Consider the following 16,814-nt stretch of genomic DNA (forward strand, 5'->3'; position numbering starts at 1 on the left):
AGCCGCACCACACGATTACCCCCTGTATGCCCGATAATTCGACCAAGGCGACGAAGCCTGTCCGCCTCTTTAAAGCACTGCGCGAGCTGAATGTGTCCGTCGACACGCTCGTCGATACGCTGAAAGAGAGCGGGTTCGAGCTGGACAAGAAGCTCGAGCAAGGCGACATCAACGCGAAGCTCCCCCCGGAGATGTACGACGCGTTGCGGTCCGTCTTCGCCGAGGACATGGATGCCCGCGCCCGCGTCTCCGCGCTCCGCTCCCGCCGTCGGCAGGAGGAGCAGGCGGACGCGCCCGCGCCGCCTCCCGCTCCCGTGGCCACCGGGGACTCCGCGCCGAGCGTGGAGCCGCCCGAGGTGGAGCCTGCGCCGGAGCCCGTCGCCGAGGAGCCCGAGCCGGAGGTGGAGATCGTCGAGGAGCCCGTTGCAGAAGCGGAGCCCGTCATCGAACTCCCCGAAGAAGAGGAAGAGCCGGTCGCCGAGGCTGAGCCCGTCATCAAGGCGAAGGCCAAGCCGGAGCCGGTCGAAGCTGAAGAGTCCGAGGCCGAAGAGGAAGCGCCCGTCGCCAAGTCGGCAGCGAAAGCGAAGCCTGCGCCCACGCCGGAGCCTGAGGACGAACCCGAAGATGTCGAGGCGCCCGCCGCCGAGTCTGCTGAGCCGGTCGCCGAAGAAGAAACGCCGGCCGAAGCCGAGGACGTTGAAGAGCTCGTCGCCGAAGCCGACGACGACGAAGACGACGAGGCGAGTACGCTCCGTGCCGATCGGTACGAACTGACGGGGACGAAAGTCATTGGCAAAATCGACCTCTCCGGCATCGAGTCCGGCCGCCGCCGCAAGCGTAAGCGGAAGACGGAGGAGCCCGTCAGCGACGACGATACCGATTCGTCGTCTCGCAGCAAGCGCGGCAAGCGCACGAAGAAGAAGGGCAAGGTCGATAAGGCTGAGGCCGCGTCGACCGTGCAGGAGACGCTGCAGAAGCTTGCGCAGGGCTCCGGCCGTGGTCGCCAGAAGCGCCGCCGCGACCGCCGCGAAGAGCGCGCCGAGCAGCGCGAGCGCGAGATGGAGGAGTTGCGCGAGCAGGAGAGCCAGCTCCGCGTCATGGAGTTCATCTCGACCGGCGAGCTCGCCACGATGATGGACGTGCCCGCCACCGATGTCATCCAGACCGGGTTCGGTCTCGGCATGATGGTCTCCATCAACCAGCGTCTCGACGCCGACGCCATCACGCTCATCGCCGACGAGTACGGCTTCGATGTCGAGTTCGTGACGGACGTCGGGATGGAAGACATCGAGGTGGACGAGGACGATCCCGAGGATCTCGTCTCCCGCCCGCCCGTCGTCACGATCATGGGCCACGTCGACCACGGCAAGACGTCGCTGCTCGACTACATCCGCGAAGCGAGCGTAGCCTCCGGCGAAGCCGGCGGTATCACCCAGCACATCGGCGCCTACACCGTCGAAACGAAGGACGGCCGCCCGATCACCTTCCTCGACACGCCGGGTCACGAGGCGTTCACGGCCATGCGTGCCCGTGGCGCCCAGGTCACCGACCTCGTCATCCTCGTCGTCGCCGCCGACGACCAGGTGATGCCGCAGACGAAGGAGGCCATCAACCACTCGAAGGCCGCCGGCGTCCCGATCGTCGTCGCCATCAACAAGATGGACCGCGAGGAGGCCAACCCCGACCGCATCATGCAGCAGCTCTCCGAGGAGAACGTGCTCGTGGAGCAGTACGGCGGGCAGGTCCAGAGCGAGTTCGTCTCGGCGAAGACGGGCATGGGCATCCCCGAACTCCTCGAGAAAGTCCTGATCGAAGCTGAGCTCCTCGAGCTCGAAGCGAACCCGGACCGCTACGCCGTCGGGTCCGTGATCGAGAGCCGGCTCGATAAGGGCCGCGGCGTCGTCGCGACGATCCTTGTGGAGAACGGGACGCTCGAAGTCGGCGATGCGTTCGTCGCCGGGACGCACTCGGGCCGCGTCCGCGCGATGTTCAACGAGCGCGACGAACGGGTCGAAGAGGCCGGGCCCAGTCGCCCCGTGCAGATCCTCGGCTTCAGTGGGGCGCCCCAGGTCGGCGACCGCTTCGTCGTGCTCGAGGACGAGCGCGAGGCGCGCGAGATCGCGCAGAAGCGCCAGCAGATCCAGCGCGAGCAGACCATGCGCAAGCGCAAGCACGTCTCGCTCGACGACATCAGCCGCCGCATGGCCCTCGGCGAGCTCACCTACCTCAACCTCATCATCAAGGGTGACGTGGCCGGCTCCGTCGAGGCCATCTCCGACGCCCTCCTGAAGATCTCGAACGACGAGGTCGCCGTCGACATCGTGCACAGCGGGGTCGGCGCGATCACCGAGACGGACGTGATGCTCGCCGCGGCGAGCGACGCGATCATCTTCGGTTTCCAGGTTCGCCCGATGGCGGGCGTCCGCCAGATCGCCGAGCGCGAAGAGATCGACATCCGCCTCTACTCGGTCATCTACGACGCCATCGAAGACGTCCGCGACGCGCTCGAAGGCCTCCTCGCGCCCGAGGAGAAGGAGAAGACGCTTGGGATGCTCGAAGTCCGCGAGACGTTCAAGATCCCGAAGGTGGGCACCGTCGCCGGTTGCTACGTGCTCGAAGGCAAGATCCGCCGCAACGATCAGGTCCGCCTCGTCCGCGAAGGCGTCGTGGTCTACGAGGGCCTGCTCTCCTCGCTCAAGCGCTTCAAGGACGATGTCCGCGAGGTGACGAACGGGTACGAGTGCGGCCTCTCGATCCAGAACTTCAACGACATCAAGGTCAGCGATCAGATCGAGGCTTACGAAGTCGTCGAGGAGCAGCGGAAACTGCAAGTTTGAGGTTTTGGGTTTTGGGTTTGGAGTCTTCTACCCATAACCCCGAACCCACAACCCCAGACCCATGAGCATCCGTACCGAGCGGCTTTCCCGACTCGTCCAGCGCGAGGTCGCCGAGCTTCTCAATAACGAGTTCTTCGAGGCCTCCCAGTCGATGGTGACGGTGACGAACGTCCGCGTGACGAAGGACCTCGGCATCGCCTACATCAACGTCAGCATCCTCGGCGAGGAGCCGGCGCGGCGGCAGATCGCGTTCCGCAGGCTCGAAGACATCGCGCCGCAGGTTCGGCAGGCGCTCGCGCAACGCATCCGGCACCAGGTCCGCCGGATTCCCGAACTGAAGTTCTTCCTCGACGAGTCGCAGCAGATGGTGGCTCGGATGGAAGAGCTCTTCGACCAGATCCGCGAAGAGCGGAGCGACCGCGACGACGAGCAGCCGGAAGCCGACGCACCGGGCGTCGACGAGTCAGCGAGCGGCGAGCAGGAGCGGGATGCCTGAGGGATCGCTGTCCGACGCTACGCCGCCCATCGTCACCCGCACGGATCAGCCTCCGATCGGTGGGGGTCCGGCGGTGCTGCTCATGGACAAGCCCGGCGGTCTCTCCTCGTTCGACGTGATCCGGCGGCTTCGTCCCCTGCTCGGCACGAAGAAGATCGGGCACGCGGGCACGCTCGACCCGATGGCAACGGGGCTGCTGATCTGCCTCGTCGGGCGCCAGGCGACCCGGTTGCAGGACCAGTTCATGGGCCTGCCGAAGACGTATACCGGCACGCTTCGGCTCGGGGAAGTCACGCCGTCGTACGACGCTGAGAGCGAGGTCATCGAGCGCGTCGACGCGAGCCACGTCACGGACGAGCAGCTCGACGCCGTGCGGCAGCCGCTCCTCGGCGAGATCGAGCAGCAGCCCCCGATGTACTCCGCCGTGAAGGTGGGAGGGGAGCGGCTCTATAAAAAGGCCCGGCGCGGCGAGACCATCGAGCGCGTCGCGAGGCCCGTCTCGGTCTACCGATTCGATCTCACGGCGCGGCGCGGAGCCGACGTGGACTTCCTGATCGAGTGCTCGAAGGGGACCTACGTCCGCACGCTCGCGCACGACCTCGGGCAGGCGCTCGGCGTCGGGGCGCACCTCACGGCGCTGCGGCGGGCGGCCATCGGGCCGTTCGGCGTGGACGAGGCGTGGGGGCTGGAGGCACTGCGCGACGCCATCGCGCCCGCATAGATTCCGTTATTGCAATGAAGCGACAATTCGGTTTCGACGAGATCACCCGCGACGCGTGCTCCGTGCTCACCGTCGGCACGTTCGACGGCGTACACCTCGGGCACCAGGCCATCCTCCGCTACCTCAACGAGCGGGCGGCGAAGGTGGACGGGTGCAGCGTCGTCGTCTCCTTCGACCCGCACCCGCGCGAGGTCGTCCTCGGCGTCCACGTCCCGCTTCTCACGACGCTCGACGAGCGCGCCGACCTGCTCGAAGCGTTCGGCATCGACCGGTTCGTCGTGCTCCCGTTCACGCGCGACCTGTCGAACCTGGAGCCCGAGGACTACGTCGAGCGCATCCTCATCGACACGATCGGGCTGCGCGAAGTCGTGATCGGGTACGACCACCGGTTCGGCCGGAACCGCGCCGGGAGCCGCGAGACGCTCGAAGCGATGGGGGCGGAGCGCGGCTTCAGCGTCGACGTGATCCCCGAGCAGATCGTCCACGAAGTCACCGTCTCGTCGTCGGAGATCCGCCGGTTGCTCTCCGAGCACGGCGACGTGGCGGAGGCGGCGGAGATGCTCGGCCGGCCGTATGCGCTCACCGGCACCGTCGTCCGCGGCGATCAGCGCGGGCGGACGATCGGCTACCCGACGGCGAACCTCCGCGTCCACGGCGACCGCAAACTCGTCCCGAAGCCCGGCGTCTACGCCGTCCGCGTAACGCACGGCATCGACGAGTTCGGCGGAATGATGAACGTCGGCCGCCGTCCGACCTTCGAGACCGACAGCGCGCTCAGCGTCGAAGTCCACCTATTCGACTTCGACCGCGAGATTTACGGCGAATCGCTCCGCGTGTCATTCGTCGAGCGGCTCCGCGACGAGGTCAAGTTCTCCGGCCCCGACGCACTCGTCGCCCAACTCCGCGACGACGAGCAGCAGAGCCGGGCACTGCTTTCTGACCGGCACGGTTGATCCGCACTACGTTACTTGTGCCAGTCCGGTCTACCCGAAGCCGGGACGGCTGCTTTGTGAACGAGATATCTCCCGACTATGCGGATCCGAATTACCTGTGTCGCGGCGGTCCTACTTCTCTGTGCACAGACGCACGCCCAGGTCTGCGAAGGGGATTTAATGCTGAGCACGCAGGCAGAAGTCGATGCGTTCGGCTGCACAGAGGTAGTGGGTGACATCCTCTTGGGTAGTACTGAGAGCGACATCAGCGACCTCTCGGCATTCTCGGGTTTAACGAGGATCAGCGGAGAACTCGTCATTGCGAATAACGATCTGCTCCAGTCTCTGGCTGGTTTGGAGAACCTCGCCTTCCTCGGGGGAAACCTTGACATCGCGAGCAACGATGCACTGACCTCAATGGCGGCCCTCCAAGGGCTAGATGCGGTAGGGGGATGGCTTCTTCTTGAAAACAACGACATCCTCCCATCATTGCACGGGCTCGAAGCCATCACTTCGGTAGGCAGCAGCGTGGGGATTTTCGACAACGATGTGCTCCTGTCGCTAGATGGATTGAGCGGGTTGGTAGACATCGGAGGCGGTCTGGTCGTGGAGCGAAATCTCACGCTGACGTCACTCGAGGGATTGGAGCAGGTCACCGTCATCCCATTGGGCATCGAGATCGATGCGAATGCGGCCCTGACGTCGCTCGATGGCCTCGACCAAGTGACATCCAGCGGAGGGAGCGTCCGGATTACAAGCAACAATGCACTCGAGTCTCTTGCGGGGTTGGGAAGTCTCCTCACTATCGATGGAGACCTTCGGATTGCTGATAATAGAGTTCTTGAGACGCTGGAAGGGCTGGTAGATCTTCAGTCGATTGAGGGCGATCTAGTCATTAGCAACAACGACGCACTCGAGACATTGCCCGAGATCGGAGGGCTCGTCTCGATTGGGGGAACTCTCGGCATATTCAGCAATGACGTACTTGTATCGCTGGATGGTTTAGAGGGAATCACATCCGTGGGAGAGGAGCTGTACGTCGGGTTTAACAGCGCGCTGGCTTCTTGTTCGTGCGGGCTGAGTGGACTCGTCTCGGGCGATCCACCTACGTTCGTGGGTGTTGGAAGCGAGATTACCGTCGAGTTCAACAACCCCATTGGCACGTGTACCTCGCCTGAGGTCGTGCTCGCCAATCCCTGCGAGCCGGTGTCGAACGAGGACGGTAGCATGACGCCACAAGCGTTTCGGCTGGAGGTTTTCCCGAACCCTGCAGCCGGGGCCGTCACGCTGCACTACGCGCTGTCCGAGGCGGCTCCGGTACGAGTGGCGGTGTACGACCTGCTCGGTCGAGCGGTAGTTGTACTCCCGGACGCGGTGCAATCGCCTGACACGCACGAGGTGACATTCGCGTCGGACGGCCTAGCCTCGGGCGTCTACATCGTGAGGATGGAGGTGGGCGATAGCCCATCGTCGCAAGTGCTCACGCGGCGCGTGACTGTGCTGAATTGACGGAGCCGATAGGGCGTTAACGATGCAGCGGACTCCACCGTCGTTTGCATGCGGTGACTTTTAGCCCAGACTTCGAATGAGCCTCGCCCGCTCGCGCGTAATATCTCTTTCTCTAGCTTGCGCTCCTCACAGAACCCGCCCCGCGGGACGAGCGTCCGCTCCTTTAGCATGGAATATCTAAAGAGGCACCCTGCATGATCACGAAGGAACAGAAGCAGCAGCTCATCACCGAGCACGGAAACGGTGACGCCGATACCGGCACCTCCGAAGTCCAGATCGCCATTTTCAGCCAGCGCATCAACGAGCTGACCGAGCACCTCAAGACGCACACGAAGGACCATGCGTCGCGCCGAGGCCTCCTCCGCCTCGTCGGCAAGCGCCGCCGGCTGCTCGACTACCTCGCAGACGTAGACATCGAGCGCTACCGCGCGATCATCGCCAAGCTTGGGATCCGTAAGTAAGCGGTCCCGCCGGCAGCGGCATCCCTCCCGGGTGCCGCTGCCGCTGTAAACGGGCGGCGCCCCCAGCGGTGCGGCCCACCCTCCGCCTGTCGCTCCACGGTCCGACGCATCACGCGCCCGCCCAGCGGTCAGTCTTCAGCAGCCAGCCCCGCCTGCCGTTCGGCTCCCGGCGCTGGCCCCTGAAAGCTGATTTCTGGTACCCCGGCTTCGACCGGGAAGCGGGGCCGATCGGGCGACGGCACACCTCCAACCCCCATCCCCATGCAAGCCATTACCCAGACCATCGACATCGGCCAGGGCAAGCAGATCGTGCTCGAAACGGGCAAGCTCGCCAAGCAGGCGCACGGCGCCGTCGTCGTCAGCCAAGGCGACACGATGGTGCTCTGCACTGCCGTCATCGACAGCGGCGTGCGCGAAGGCCAGAGCTTCTTCCCGCTCACGGTCGACTACCGCGAGAAGTACAGCGCCGCCGGCAAATTCCCCGGCGGGTTCATGAAGCGCGAAGGCCGGCCCACCGACAAGGAGACGCTCTCCTCGCGCCTCGTCGACCGCACGATCCGCCCGCTCTTCCCCGACGGCTTCCGCAACGAAGTCCAGGTGCTCCTCAGCGTGATGTCGGCCGACCAGCAGATCGATGCCGACGTGCTCGGCGGCCTCGGCGGTTCGGCCGCGCTCTACCTCACCGGCGCCCCGTTCGACGGCCCGACGGCCCACGTCCGCGTCGGCCGCGTCGACGGCGAGTTCATCATCAACCCGACCGTGGCGGAAGCCGCCGAGGGTGACTTCGACCTCATCGTCGCCGGGAAGGAAGACGCGATCGTGATGGTCGAGGGCGAGATGAAAGAAGTGAGCGAGGACGACATGATCGCCGCGCTCGACTTCGCCCACGAGGTCATCAAGAAGCTCTGCCGCGCCCAGGTCGAGCTCCGCCAGAAGGTCGAGGCCGCGAAGGGCACGATCGAGCCGATGCAGTACGACCTCAAAGTCGCCGACGACTCGCTCGTCGAGAAGGTTCGGAAGATTGCCAGCGACCGGATCGCGGCGCACCTCCGCCAGCCTTACGACAAGAAGAGCCTCTACGGCGGGCTCAGCGACATGAAGAAGGAGGTCGTCGCCGAGGTGCAGGGCGGCGTCGTCGAGAACGCGCTCGAAGCGGTCGGTGCCAAGACCGAGCCCTCCGAGGGCGACATCAAAGATGCGTTCTCGTCGGTCCAGAGCGAGGTCATGCGCGAGATGATCCTCAGCGAAGGCGTCCGCATCGACGGGCGGAAGCTCGACGAAGTCCGCCAGATCTGGTCTGAGATCGACTATCTCCCGCGCGTCCACGGCTCGGCGCTCTTCACGCGCGGCGAGACGCAGGTGCTCGCGCAGATGACGCTCGGCACCGGGCGCGACGTGCAGGGCGTGGACCAGCTCTTCAACCAGACCGACAAGCGGTTCTACCTCCACTACAACTTCCCTCCGTTCTCCGTCGGCGAGGCACGGTTCCTCCGTGGCCCCGGCCGTCGTGAGATCGGGCACGGCATGCTCGCCGAGCGCGCCCTCTCGCCGATGCTCCCGAGCGCGGACGAGTTCCCCTACACGATCCGCATCATCGCCGACGTGCTCGAGTCCAACGGCTCCTCGTCGATGGCGAGCGTCTGCTCCGGCTCGATGGCGATGATGGCCGGCGGCGTCCCGCTCAAGAAGCCGGTCGCGGGCATTGCGATGGGTCTCATCAAGACGGACGACCGCGTCGCGATCCTCTCCGACATCCTCGGCACTGAAGACCACCTCGGTGACATGGACTTCAAGCTGACGGGCACGCGCGACGGCATCACCGCCTGCCAGATGGACATCAAGGTGTCCGGGCTCGCGAAGGAGACGATGAAGCAGGCGCTCGACCAGGCCCGCGCCGGCCGCCAGCACATCCTCGACGAGATGGCGAAGACGATCGCCGAGCCGCGCGAGGAAGTCGCCGCCACGGCGCCGCGCCTCTTCCAGCTCGTGATTGACTCCGAGTTCATCGGCGCCATCATCGGGCCGGGCGGCAAGAACATCAAGGCGCTCCAGGCCGAGACGAACACGCAGGTGAACGTCGACGAGGAGGACGGCAAGGGCTACGTGACGATCTCCGCCACGAACCAGGAAGATGCCGAGGCCGCCATCGAGATCATCCGCGGCATCGTGACCGTCCCCGAGGTCGGGGAGGAGTACGAGGGCACCGTCCGCAAGATGCTCCCGTTCGGCGCGATCCTCGAGATCCTGCCGGGCAAGGAGGGGATGCTCCACGTCTCCGAGATGGCCCACGGCTACGTCGAGAACCCCGAAGACGAGATGCAGGTCGGTGACAAGGTGAAGGTCCAGCTCATCGAGGTCCGCGACGACGGGAAGCTCCGGTTCAGCCGGAAGCCGTACCTGCCCGAGCCGACCGAGGAGGAGAAGGAGGCGTCGCGCCAGCGCCGCAGCAGCAGCAACGGCGACGGCGGCAGCCGTGGCGGTGACCGTGGCGGGCGCAGCGGCGGCGGTCGCGGCGGCAACCGCGGCGGCGGGCGGAACCGCTAGCCGTTCGTACCGTAGGGGCGCCCACCCGGTCGCTCCCGAGTCTGCGCGAGGGCGGGGTTTCGACCCCGCCCTCGCGCTATATTTTCGCCCCCCTCGCAACGCCCTCGCGTTTCTCGTTTTCATGCCCGACGCTTCGTACCCGATCTTCCACCGCACCACGCTCCCCAACGGCATCCGCGTCGTGAGCGAGCGCATCCCGTCCGTCCGCTCGATCGCCGTCGGCGCGTGGCTCGCCGCCGGCAGCCGCGACGAGGCCCCGCAGGACAACGGGATCTCGCATTTCATCGAGCACATGGTGTTCAAGGGGACGCAGCGGCGGCGGACTCACCACATCGCGCAGCGGATGGAGGCCGTCGGCGGCTACCTCAACGCGTTCACGTCGAAGGAGTACACCTGCTACTACGCCCGCGCCCTCGACGAGCACCTCGAACGCGCGCTCGACGTCGTGCTCGACCTCGTCGTCAGCCCGACGCTGCCGGAGCGGGAGGTAGAGAAGGAGAAGGAGGTCGTCGTCGAGGAGATGAAGATGTACGAGGATGCTCCCGAGGACCTCATCTTCGACAAGTTCGAGGCCGTGCTCTACCCGCACCACGCGCTCGGCCGGCCCGTCCTCGGCGTGCCCGAGACTGTCCGCTCGTTCACGCGCGAGCGGCTGTTCGACTACATCGACGACCACTATGCCCCGAACCGGCTCGTCGTCGCCGTGGCGGGGAATGTGGACCACGAGACCGTCGTGCGCTACGTCCGTCGGATGACGGCGGACCTCGAGCGCGAGCCGCAGCCCGTCGAGCGCTCGTCCGCCAATGGCTACGACGCCGAAGAGCTGTTCGAGCACCGGCCGATCCAGCAGGCGCACCTCGTCATGGGCACGCGGTCGCCCGGCCTGAACGACGAGCGCCGGACCGTGCTCACGACGCTTAACACCCTCCTCGGCGGCGGGATGTCGAGCCGGCTCAGCCAGAACATCCGCGAGAAGTACGGCTACTGCTACAACATTTACTCGTTCACGAACATGCTCGCCGACACCGGCGATTTCGGCGTCTACATGGGCACCGACGCCAGCAAGGTCGAGCGCTCGCGGAAGCTGATCGGGCGGGAGTTGGACAAGCTCGTGCAGAAGCCGGTCAGCCCGCGCGCGCTGAACCAGGCGAAGAACCAGCTCAAGGGCTCGCTGATGCTCGGGCTCGAGAGCATGAGCAACCGGATGATGCGGCTCGGCCGCATCGAGCTCGCCTTTGGCCGGTACTTTACGCTCGACGAAGTCATCGCCTCCATCGACGAGGTGACGGCCGAGGAAGTGCAGGACCTCGCCGCCGAACTCTTCGACCCCGCGCGACTCTCGACCGTCGCCATCCTCCCCGAAGCGTAGGACGTGACATATCGCATGAACGCAGCGCCAGCGCGTAGAGACGCAGCATGCTGCGTCTCTACCTTTGCATCGGGAATGACGCCTTATTCAGACGCCCCGGCGGGGCATCTCTACTCAACCATCGATCCATGAAAGTTCTCGTTACCGGCGGTGCCGGATTCATCGGCTCCCACGTCGCCGACGCCCTCGTCGCACGCGGCTACGACGTTCACGTGATGGACGACCTCTCGGGAGGGCGCCGCGCAAACGTGCCCGACACCGCGACCTTCCACGAACTCGACATCCGCTCCGCCGGAGCCGCTGACCTCATTCGAAAGGAGAAGTTCGATGCGCTGCTGCACCTCGCGGCGCAGATGGACGTGCGGAAGTCCGTGGCCGACCCCCGCTTCGACGCGGACGTGAACGTGATCGGCGCGCTGAACCTATTGGAAGCGGGGCGGGAGAGCGAATTAAAAAAGGTCGTGTTCGCCTCGACCGGCGGCGCGATCTACGGCGAGCCGGACCCGGCGGTAAACGATGCGGGGCCGCAGCCGGAGCACCATCCGCAGCGGCCACTTTCGCCCTACGGTATCACCAAGCTCGCCCTCGAGAAGTACCTCTATTTCTACGAGCAGACCCACGGCATCCCGTACGTCGCGCTCCGCTTCGGGAATGTCTACGGCCCGCGCCAGAACCCGCACGGAGAGGCTGGCGTCGTCGCGATCTTCGCCGAGCGCCTGCTCGACGGGCAGCAGCCGGTGATCTACGGCCACGGCGAGCAGACCCGCGACTACGTCTACGTCGGTGATGTCGTCCGCGCGATCCTCGCCGGGCTCGACCACGAGGGCTCCGAGATCGTCAACGTCGGGACCGGGCAGGAGACGAGCGTCAACCGGCTGTTCCACGTCATCAACGACCTCACCGGCGGGCACGCCGACGAAGTCCACGCCGACGCGAAACCGGGCGAGCAGCAGCGCAGCGTGCTCGACGTGTCGCACGCCGCAGACGTGTTCGGCTGGCAGCCCCAGGTGGAGCTCGAAACCGGCCTCAGCCGCACCGTCGACTGGTTTGCTCAGCGACGAGCGATGAGTGACGAGTGACGAATGTCCCCACTCAACGTTCGTTACTCGTAATTCGTCACTCGATATGTACCGCGTCCAGCTACAGAACTTCGAGGGGCCGCTCGACTTGCTCCTGTTCTTCATCCGCCGCGATGAGCTGGACATCCACGACATCCCCGTCGCCCGCATCACCGACGAGTACCTCGCCTACGTGCGCGTGCTCGAAGAGGTGGACCTCGACGGCGTCGCCGACTTCATCTACATGGCCGCAATCCTGATCGGGATCAAGGCCAAGATGCTGCTGCCCCGGCCCGAGCTCGACGACGAAGGCGAGCCGGTCGACCCGCGCGCCGAACTCGTCCGGCGGTTGCTCGAATACATGCGCTATAAAGAGGCGGCGTCTCACCTCGAACAGCGTTTCGAGCAACGCGGTGAGCAGTACGTGCGTGGGGCCGCGTCGGACGTCCGAACCGAACTGAGCGACACGGTCGAGACGAGCTACCGCGTGTCCGTTTTCGATCTGATCTCCGTGCTCAAACGGGTGCTCGCCGAGGCCCCGGCCGAAGCCTACGTGCATCCTGTCCAGCGCTACGACTACACCGTCGAGGAGCAGCAGGCGTACGTGCTACGCCGCGTCCGGGACGGGCGCACATCGTTCGTGTCCCTCGTGGCACAGCACCCGAAGCCATTTGTCATCACGACGTTTTTAGCGATCCTCGAACTCGTGCAGCGGCACGAAATCCGGATCGTCGACGGGGTTTCGAGCGAAGATTTCTGGCTCGCAGCAGGGGAGAGGCCGCCCGTGCACGAATCGCTCGGCGCGGCTGTCCACGCCTTGAAGGAGTTACACGATGGATAGCGCCACCCTCGAACGTGTCGCCGAAGCGCTGATCTTCGCTGCCGATGAGCCGGTGAGCGCGGCGACGGTCGCGGCCGTGTATGCCGAGGTCACGGGGAGTGAGGAGGCCGATGCCGCATCCGTCGAAGCTGCGGTCGAAGCCCTCAACCACTCATACCGCGAGACGGGGCGCGCATTCCGCATCGAGTCGTGGGCCGGGGGCTTCCGGATGGCGACGGTGCGCGAGGTCGCGCCCTTCGTGCGCGCGTTCGTCGCGTCCGAGGACGAGCGGCGGCTGAGCCGGTCCCTCCTGGAAACGTTGGCCGTTATTGCATATAAACAACCCGTCACCAAGCCCGAGGTCGACTTCGTGCGCGGCGTCGACGCCGACTACGCGCTGAAGAAGCTGCTCGAGCAGCGCTTCGTCACCGTCGTCGGCCGGAGTGAAGCCGTTGGGCGGCCCCTCCTCTACGGCACGACCGACTTCTTCCTCGAACAATTCGGTCTTGCCGCGCTCGACGAACTGCCGCGCCCGCGCGAGATCGAGCAGCTTCTTAACGATCCTGCCTTTACCCACGAGCGTACTGAACTCCTCATCAACCTCGATCCCGACCAGCGCGAGGCGCTGACCCCCCATGCCGAACCGGCGACCGAATAAGAAACCCCGTGCCGACGCCGAGTCCACGCGCCGACGCAAGATGAAGCAGCGCCGCGAGCGAGAGGAGGGAGGGGCCTCGGCTCCGGCCCCAGATCCCAACGAGCCCGTCCGCCTCAACCGCTACATCTCGCAGGCCGGAATCACCTCGCGCCGGAAAGCGGACGAGCTGATCGCCGCCGGCAAGGTGTCCGTCGATGGTGTCGTCGTAACGGAGATGGGAACGAAGGTGGACCCGAGCCAGCGCGTCGAAGTCGACGGCCAGGTGATTCAGCAGCAGGTCTTCGACTACGTCCTGCTCAACAAGCCGAAGGACACGATCACGACGGTCGACGACGACCGCGACCGCGGCATCGTGATGGATTTGCTCGACGATGAGGCACGTGCGCACGGCGTCGTCCCCGTCGGCCGGCTCGACCGCGACACGACCGGAGCCCTCCTCCTCACGAACGACGGCGACCTCACGCACCGGCTCATGCACCCCCGGTACGCCGTCGAGAAGCTGTATCTTGTCCGCGCCTCGTCCCCCGTCAAGCCGCACGATCTCGAACAGCTCCGTACCGGGATCGAATTGGAAGACGGGCTTGCAAAAGCCGACCGAGCGACCTACGTGGGGGACGATCCGCGCGAGATCGGGCTCGCACTGCACGAAGGCCGCAACCGGCAGATCCGCCGGATGATGGAAGCGCTTGGGTACGACGTACATCGACTCGACCGCGTGCAGTACGCCGGGCTCACCGTCGACAAAGTGCGGCGGGGCCAGTGGCGGCGGCTGACGCCGAGCGAAGTCAACCGGCTGCGGCGCTCGGTAGGTCTGAAGAAGCTGACTTTTTAGGGACGAACACAACCGTTATTGCAATGAAAATCGCCTTCGAAGGGCTCACCTACGACGACGTCCTCCTCGTCCCCGCCCGCTCCGAGGTCATGCCCCGGTCGGTGACGATGCGGTCCCGGCTCACGCGCGGCATCACGCTCAACGTGCCAATCCTCTCGGCCGCGATGGACACCGTCACCGAGTCCGATCTTGCGATCGCCATGGCCCGTGAGGGCGGGGCCGGCGTGCTGCACAAGAACATGACGATCGAGCAGCAGGCCGCCGAAGTCCGCCGCGTCAAGCGGTCCGAGAGCGGGATGATCCTCGATCCGATCACGCTCCCGCCGGACGCGACCGTCGACAAAGCGCGCGCCCTCATGGCTCGCTACCACATCGGCGGAATTCCGGTCGTGGACGGCGAGAACAAGCTCGTCGGGATCGTCACGAACCGGGACCTCCGCTTCGAACCCGACGGCGGGGCGCAGCTCAAGAGCATCATGACGAAGGCGCCCCTGATCACGGCGCCCGTCGGGACCACGCTCGAAGAGGCCGAGGCGATCCTGCAAAAGCACAAGATTGAGAAGCTGCCGGTCACGGACGACCCCGGTTTCCTAAAGGGTCTCATCACGTTCAAGGACATTCAAAAGAAGCGGAAGCACCCGAACGCGTCGAAGGACGAGCACGGGCGGCTCCGCGTCGGAGCGGCAGTTGGGATTACGGCGGACACGCTCCAGCGCATCGCCGCCCTCGTGGAAGCCGGCGTCGACTTCATTACGATTGACACGGCGCACGGCCATTCGGAAGGCGTGCTCCGCATGGTGGAGCGGGTCAAAGGCGAGTACGGCACGCTCGAGGTCGTGGCCGGAAACGTGGCGACGGCGCAGGGCACCGAAGACCTCATCCTCGCCGGTGCCGACGCCGTGAAAGTCGGCATCGGACCGGGCTCGATCTGCACGACGCGCGTCGTCGCGGGCGTCGGCGTGCCGCAACTCACGGCCGTGCTGCAGTGCGCTGCCGCGGCCCATAAGTACGACGTTCCGGTGATCGCGGACGGTGGGATCAAGCAGACCGGCGACATCCCGAAAGCCCTCGCCGCCGGCGCCGACACGATCATGATCGGCGGTCTGTTCGCCGGCGTGGCCGAGAGTCCCGGCGAAACGGTGCTCTATGAAGGCCGGAAGTACAAGCACTACCGAGGCATGGGGTCGCTTGGCGCGATGAAAGCTGGGAGCAAGGATCGCTACTTCCAGGATGCCGAAGACGACCTCAGGAAGCTTGTCCCCGAAGGCATCGAGGGCCGCGTCCCGTTCAAGGGTGACCTCTCGGAGATCGTCTATCAGATGGTCGGCGGCCTCCGTGCGGCGATGGGGTACTGCGGCTGCGCCGACATCGAGGCGCTGCACGAACGGGCGCAGTTCGTTCGCGTCACGGGTTCGGGTATCCGCGAGAGTCACCCGCATGACGTGACGATCACGGAGGAAGCCCCGAACTACTCCGTCCGGAGCTGATCCCTCGCCGCCCGCTATGTCTGACTCTTCGCGCCTCTCCACAATTCGACGCCTCGTCCGCGATCGTGGGGCGGACGCGGCGCTCGTCACGTTCTTGCCGGACATCCGGTGGGCGGTGGGCTTCTCCGGCTCGAACGGCCTGCTCGTCGTTGCGGAGGAAGCGGCACATTTCGTTACGGACGGCCGCTATTCGGTGCAGGCGCGGTCGGAAGTGGAGCACGCGACGGTGCACGTTCCGGGCTACAACCTCCTCGAACACGTCGAGCGCGAAGGGCTCTTCGGGACGGCTCGGACGGTCGCCGTGCAGGCCGATCACGTCACGGTCTCCGAGTTCGACCGGCTACGCGATCGGTTTCCTGGCGTCGCATTCGAGCCAGTCTCCGGCTTCCTACAGGAGCTCGTCGCATCGAAAACAGAGGAGGAAATCCACGCGATCCGGCGTGCGCAGGCGGTGACGGAAGACGTGTTCGACGCGCTGCTGCCCCAGATCGGGCCGGGCGTATCCGAGCAAGACCTCGCGGCGGAGATCGTGTACCAGCACCTCCGGCGCGGCGCGTCGGCGATGTCGTTCGATCCCATCGTGGCGTCGGGGCTGCGGGGCGCACTGCCGCACGCCCGCGCGTCGAGCAAAACGCTACGGCCGGGCGAGTTCGTCGTGATCGACATGGGCTGCGTGCTCGAGGGCTATGCGTCCGACATGACACGCACGGTCGCTATCGGTGAGCCCGATGCAGCGATGCAGCGGGCGTATGCCGTTGTGCTCGATGCGCAGCGGCAAGCCGTCGCATCGGTCCGCGCCGGTGCTTCGTGCCGAGCGGTTGATGCCGTCGCGCGCGATGTGATCGCCAACGCTGGGCTCGGAGACTACTTCTCCCACGGGCTCGGTCACGGCGTCGGGTTGCAAGTGCACGAGTGGCCTCGGCTCTCCCATAATTCGGACGACGTGCTGCCCACAAATGCCGTTGTCACTGTCGAGCCGGGCGTTTACCTCCCGGAGCGGTTCGGAATTCGGATCGAAGACATGGTCGTGGCGCGAGCAGACGGACCGGAAGTGCTCACGCAAACGCCCAAAGATTTGCTCATACTCTAG

General features: G+C 65.7%; 14 protein-coding genes. All 14 read left to right on the top strand.

Going from position 1 to position 16,814, the window contains the following annotated elements:
* Positions 1-26: 26 nt before the first annotated feature.
* The 14 genes from infB to ABJF88_02635 all read left to right on the top strand — a co-directional run bounded on the left by infB (position 27) and on the right by ABJF88_02635 (position 16,814).
* Positions 27-2,837 (top strand): translation initiation factor IF-2, encoded by a 2,811-nt coding sequence (gene infB, locus ABJF88_02570; GenBank protein ID MEP0545788.1) that lies wholly within the window; start codon positions 27-29, stop codon positions 2,835-2,837.
* Between the two features lie 61 nt (positions 2,838-2,898).
* Positions 2,899-3,333, top strand: coding sequence for a 30S ribosome-binding factor RbfA (gene rbfA, locus ABJF88_02575; GenBank protein ID MEP0545789.1), 435 nt, complete (start codon positions 2,899-2,901; stop codon positions 3,331-3,333).
* Entirely contained in the window at positions 3,326-4,054 is a 729-nt protein-coding gene (gene truB, locus ABJF88_02580; GenBank protein ID MEP0545790.1) for a tRNA pseudouridine(55) synthase TruB, read from the top strand. The genes rbfA and truB overlap by 8 nt, the downstream gene beginning before the upstream one ends.
* A gap of 14 nt (positions 4,055-4,068) precedes the next feature.
* Complete coding sequence (locus ABJF88_02585; GenBank protein MEP0545791.1) at positions 4,069-5,007, top strand: bifunctional riboflavin kinase/FAD synthetase; 939 nt, start codon at positions 4,069-4,071, stop codon at positions 5,005-5,007.
* A 159-nt stretch (positions 5,008-5,166) separates the two neighbouring features.
* Positions 5,167-6,495 (top strand): T9SS type A sorting domain-containing protein, encoded by a 1,329-nt coding sequence (locus ABJF88_02590; protein MEP0545792.1) that lies wholly within the window; start codon positions 5,167-5,169, stop codon positions 6,493-6,495.
* 194 nt (positions 6,496-6,689) lie between these two features.
* Positions 6,690-6,956 (top strand): 30S ribosomal protein S15, encoded by a 267-nt coding sequence (gene rpsO, locus ABJF88_02595; GenBank protein ID MEP0545793.1) that lies wholly within the window; start codon positions 6,690-6,692, stop codon positions 6,954-6,956.
* A 261-nt stretch (positions 6,957-7,217) separates the two neighbouring features.
* Entirely contained in the window at positions 7,218-9,500 is a 2,283-nt protein-coding gene (gene pnp, locus ABJF88_02600; protein MEP0545794.1) for a polyribonucleotide nucleotidyltransferase, read from the top strand.
* A 121-nt stretch (positions 9,501-9,621) separates the two neighbouring features.
* Complete coding sequence (locus tag ABJF88_02605) at positions 9,622-10,869, top strand: pitrilysin family protein (GenBank protein MEP0545795.1); 1,248 nt, start codon at positions 9,622-9,624, stop codon at positions 10,867-10,869.
* A 128-nt stretch (positions 10,870-10,997) separates the two neighbouring features.
* Positions 10,998-11,948 carry an NAD-dependent epimerase/dehydratase family protein gene (locus tag ABJF88_02610; GenBank protein ID MEP0545796.1) on the top strand — a complete coding sequence of 317 codons (951 nt, stop codon included), beginning with the start codon at positions 10,998-11,000 and terminating at the stop codon, positions 11,946-11,948.
* A 46-nt stretch (positions 11,949-11,994) separates the two neighbouring features.
* Positions 11,995-12,768, top strand: coding sequence for a segregation/condensation protein A (locus ABJF88_02615; protein ID MEP0545797.1), 774 nt, complete (start codon positions 11,995-11,997; stop codon positions 12,766-12,768).
* Positions 12,761-13,405: an SMC-Scp complex subunit ScpB gene (gene scpB, locus ABJF88_02620; GenBank protein ID MEP0545798.1), complete on the top strand. Its 645-nt coding sequence runs from the start codon at positions 12,761-12,763 to the stop codon at positions 13,403-13,405. Before ABJF88_02615 ends, scpB begins: the two co-directional genes overlap by 8 nt.
* Positions 13,383-14,237, top strand: a complete 855-nt coding sequence (locus ABJF88_02625) for a pseudouridine synthase (protein ID MEP0545799.1) — start codon at positions 13,383-13,385, stop codon at positions 14,235-14,237. Before scpB ends, ABJF88_02625 begins: the two co-directional genes overlap by 23 nt.
* Positions 14,238-14,260: 23 nt before the next feature.
* Positions 14,261-15,724, top strand: a complete 1,464-nt coding sequence (gene guaB / locus ABJF88_02630; GenBank protein MEP0545800.1) for an IMP dehydrogenase — start codon at positions 14,261-14,263, stop codon at positions 15,722-15,724.
* Positions 15,725-15,740: 16 nt separating this feature from the next.
* Positions 15,741-16,814 (top strand): Xaa-Pro peptidase family protein, encoded by a 1,074-nt coding sequence (locus ABJF88_02635; protein MEP0545801.1) that lies wholly within the window; start codon positions 15,741-15,743, stop codon positions 16,812-16,814.

The organism is Rhodothermales bacterium (assembly GCA_039944855.1).
Lineage (GTDB): Bacteria > Bacteroidota > Rhodothermia > Rhodothermales > JANQRZ01 > JBBSMX01.

Coding starts and splice junctions, on each gene's coding strand:
- infB (MEP0545788.1), top strand. CDS start 27: ATGCCCGATAATTCGACCAAGGCGACGAAGCCTGTCCGCCTCTTTAAA.
- rbfA (MEP0545789.1), top strand. CDS start 2,899: ATGAGCATCCGTACCGAGCGGCTTTCCCGACTCGTCCAGCGCGAGGTC.
- ABJF88_02610 (MEP0545796.1), top strand. CDS start 10,998: ATGAAAGTTCTCGTTACCGGCGGTGCCGGATTCATCGGCTCCCACGTC.
- truB (MEP0545790.1), top strand. CDS start 3,326: ATGCCTGAGGGATCGCTGTCCGACGCTACGCCGCCCATCGTCACCCGC.
- rpsO (MEP0545793.1), top strand. CDS start 6,690: ATGATCACGAAGGAACAGAAGCAGCAGCTCATCACCGAGCACGGAAAC.
- ABJF88_02590 (MEP0545792.1), top strand. CDS start 5,167: ATGCTGAGCACGCAGGCAGAAGTCGATGCGTTCGGCTGCACAGAGGTA.
- ABJF88_02615 (MEP0545797.1), top strand. CDS start 11,995: ATGTACCGCGTCCAGCTACAGAACTTCGAGGGGCCGCTCGACTTGCTC.
- ABJF88_02605 (MEP0545795.1), top strand. CDS start 9,622: ATGCCCGACGCTTCGTACCCGATCTTCCACCGCACCACGCTCCCCAAC.
- pnp (MEP0545794.1), top strand. CDS start 7,218: ATGCAAGCCATTACCCAGACCATCGACATCGGCCAGGGCAAGCAGATC.
- ABJF88_02635 (MEP0545801.1), top strand. CDS start 15,741: ATGTCTGACTCTTCGCGCCTCTCCACAATTCGACGCCTCGTCCGCGAT.
- scpB (MEP0545798.1), top strand. CDS start 12,761: ATGGATAGCGCCACCCTCGAACGTGTCGCCGAAGCGCTGATCTTCGCT.
- ABJF88_02585 (MEP0545791.1), top strand. CDS start 4,069: ATGAAGCGACAATTCGGTTTCGACGAGATCACCCGCGACGCGTGCTCC.
- ABJF88_02625 (MEP0545799.1), top strand. CDS start 13,383: ATGCCGAACCGGCGACCGAATAAGAAACCCCGTGCCGACGCCGAGTCC.
- guaB (MEP0545800.1), top strand. CDS start 14,261: ATGAAAATCGCCTTCGAAGGGCTCACCTACGACGACGTCCTCCTCGTC.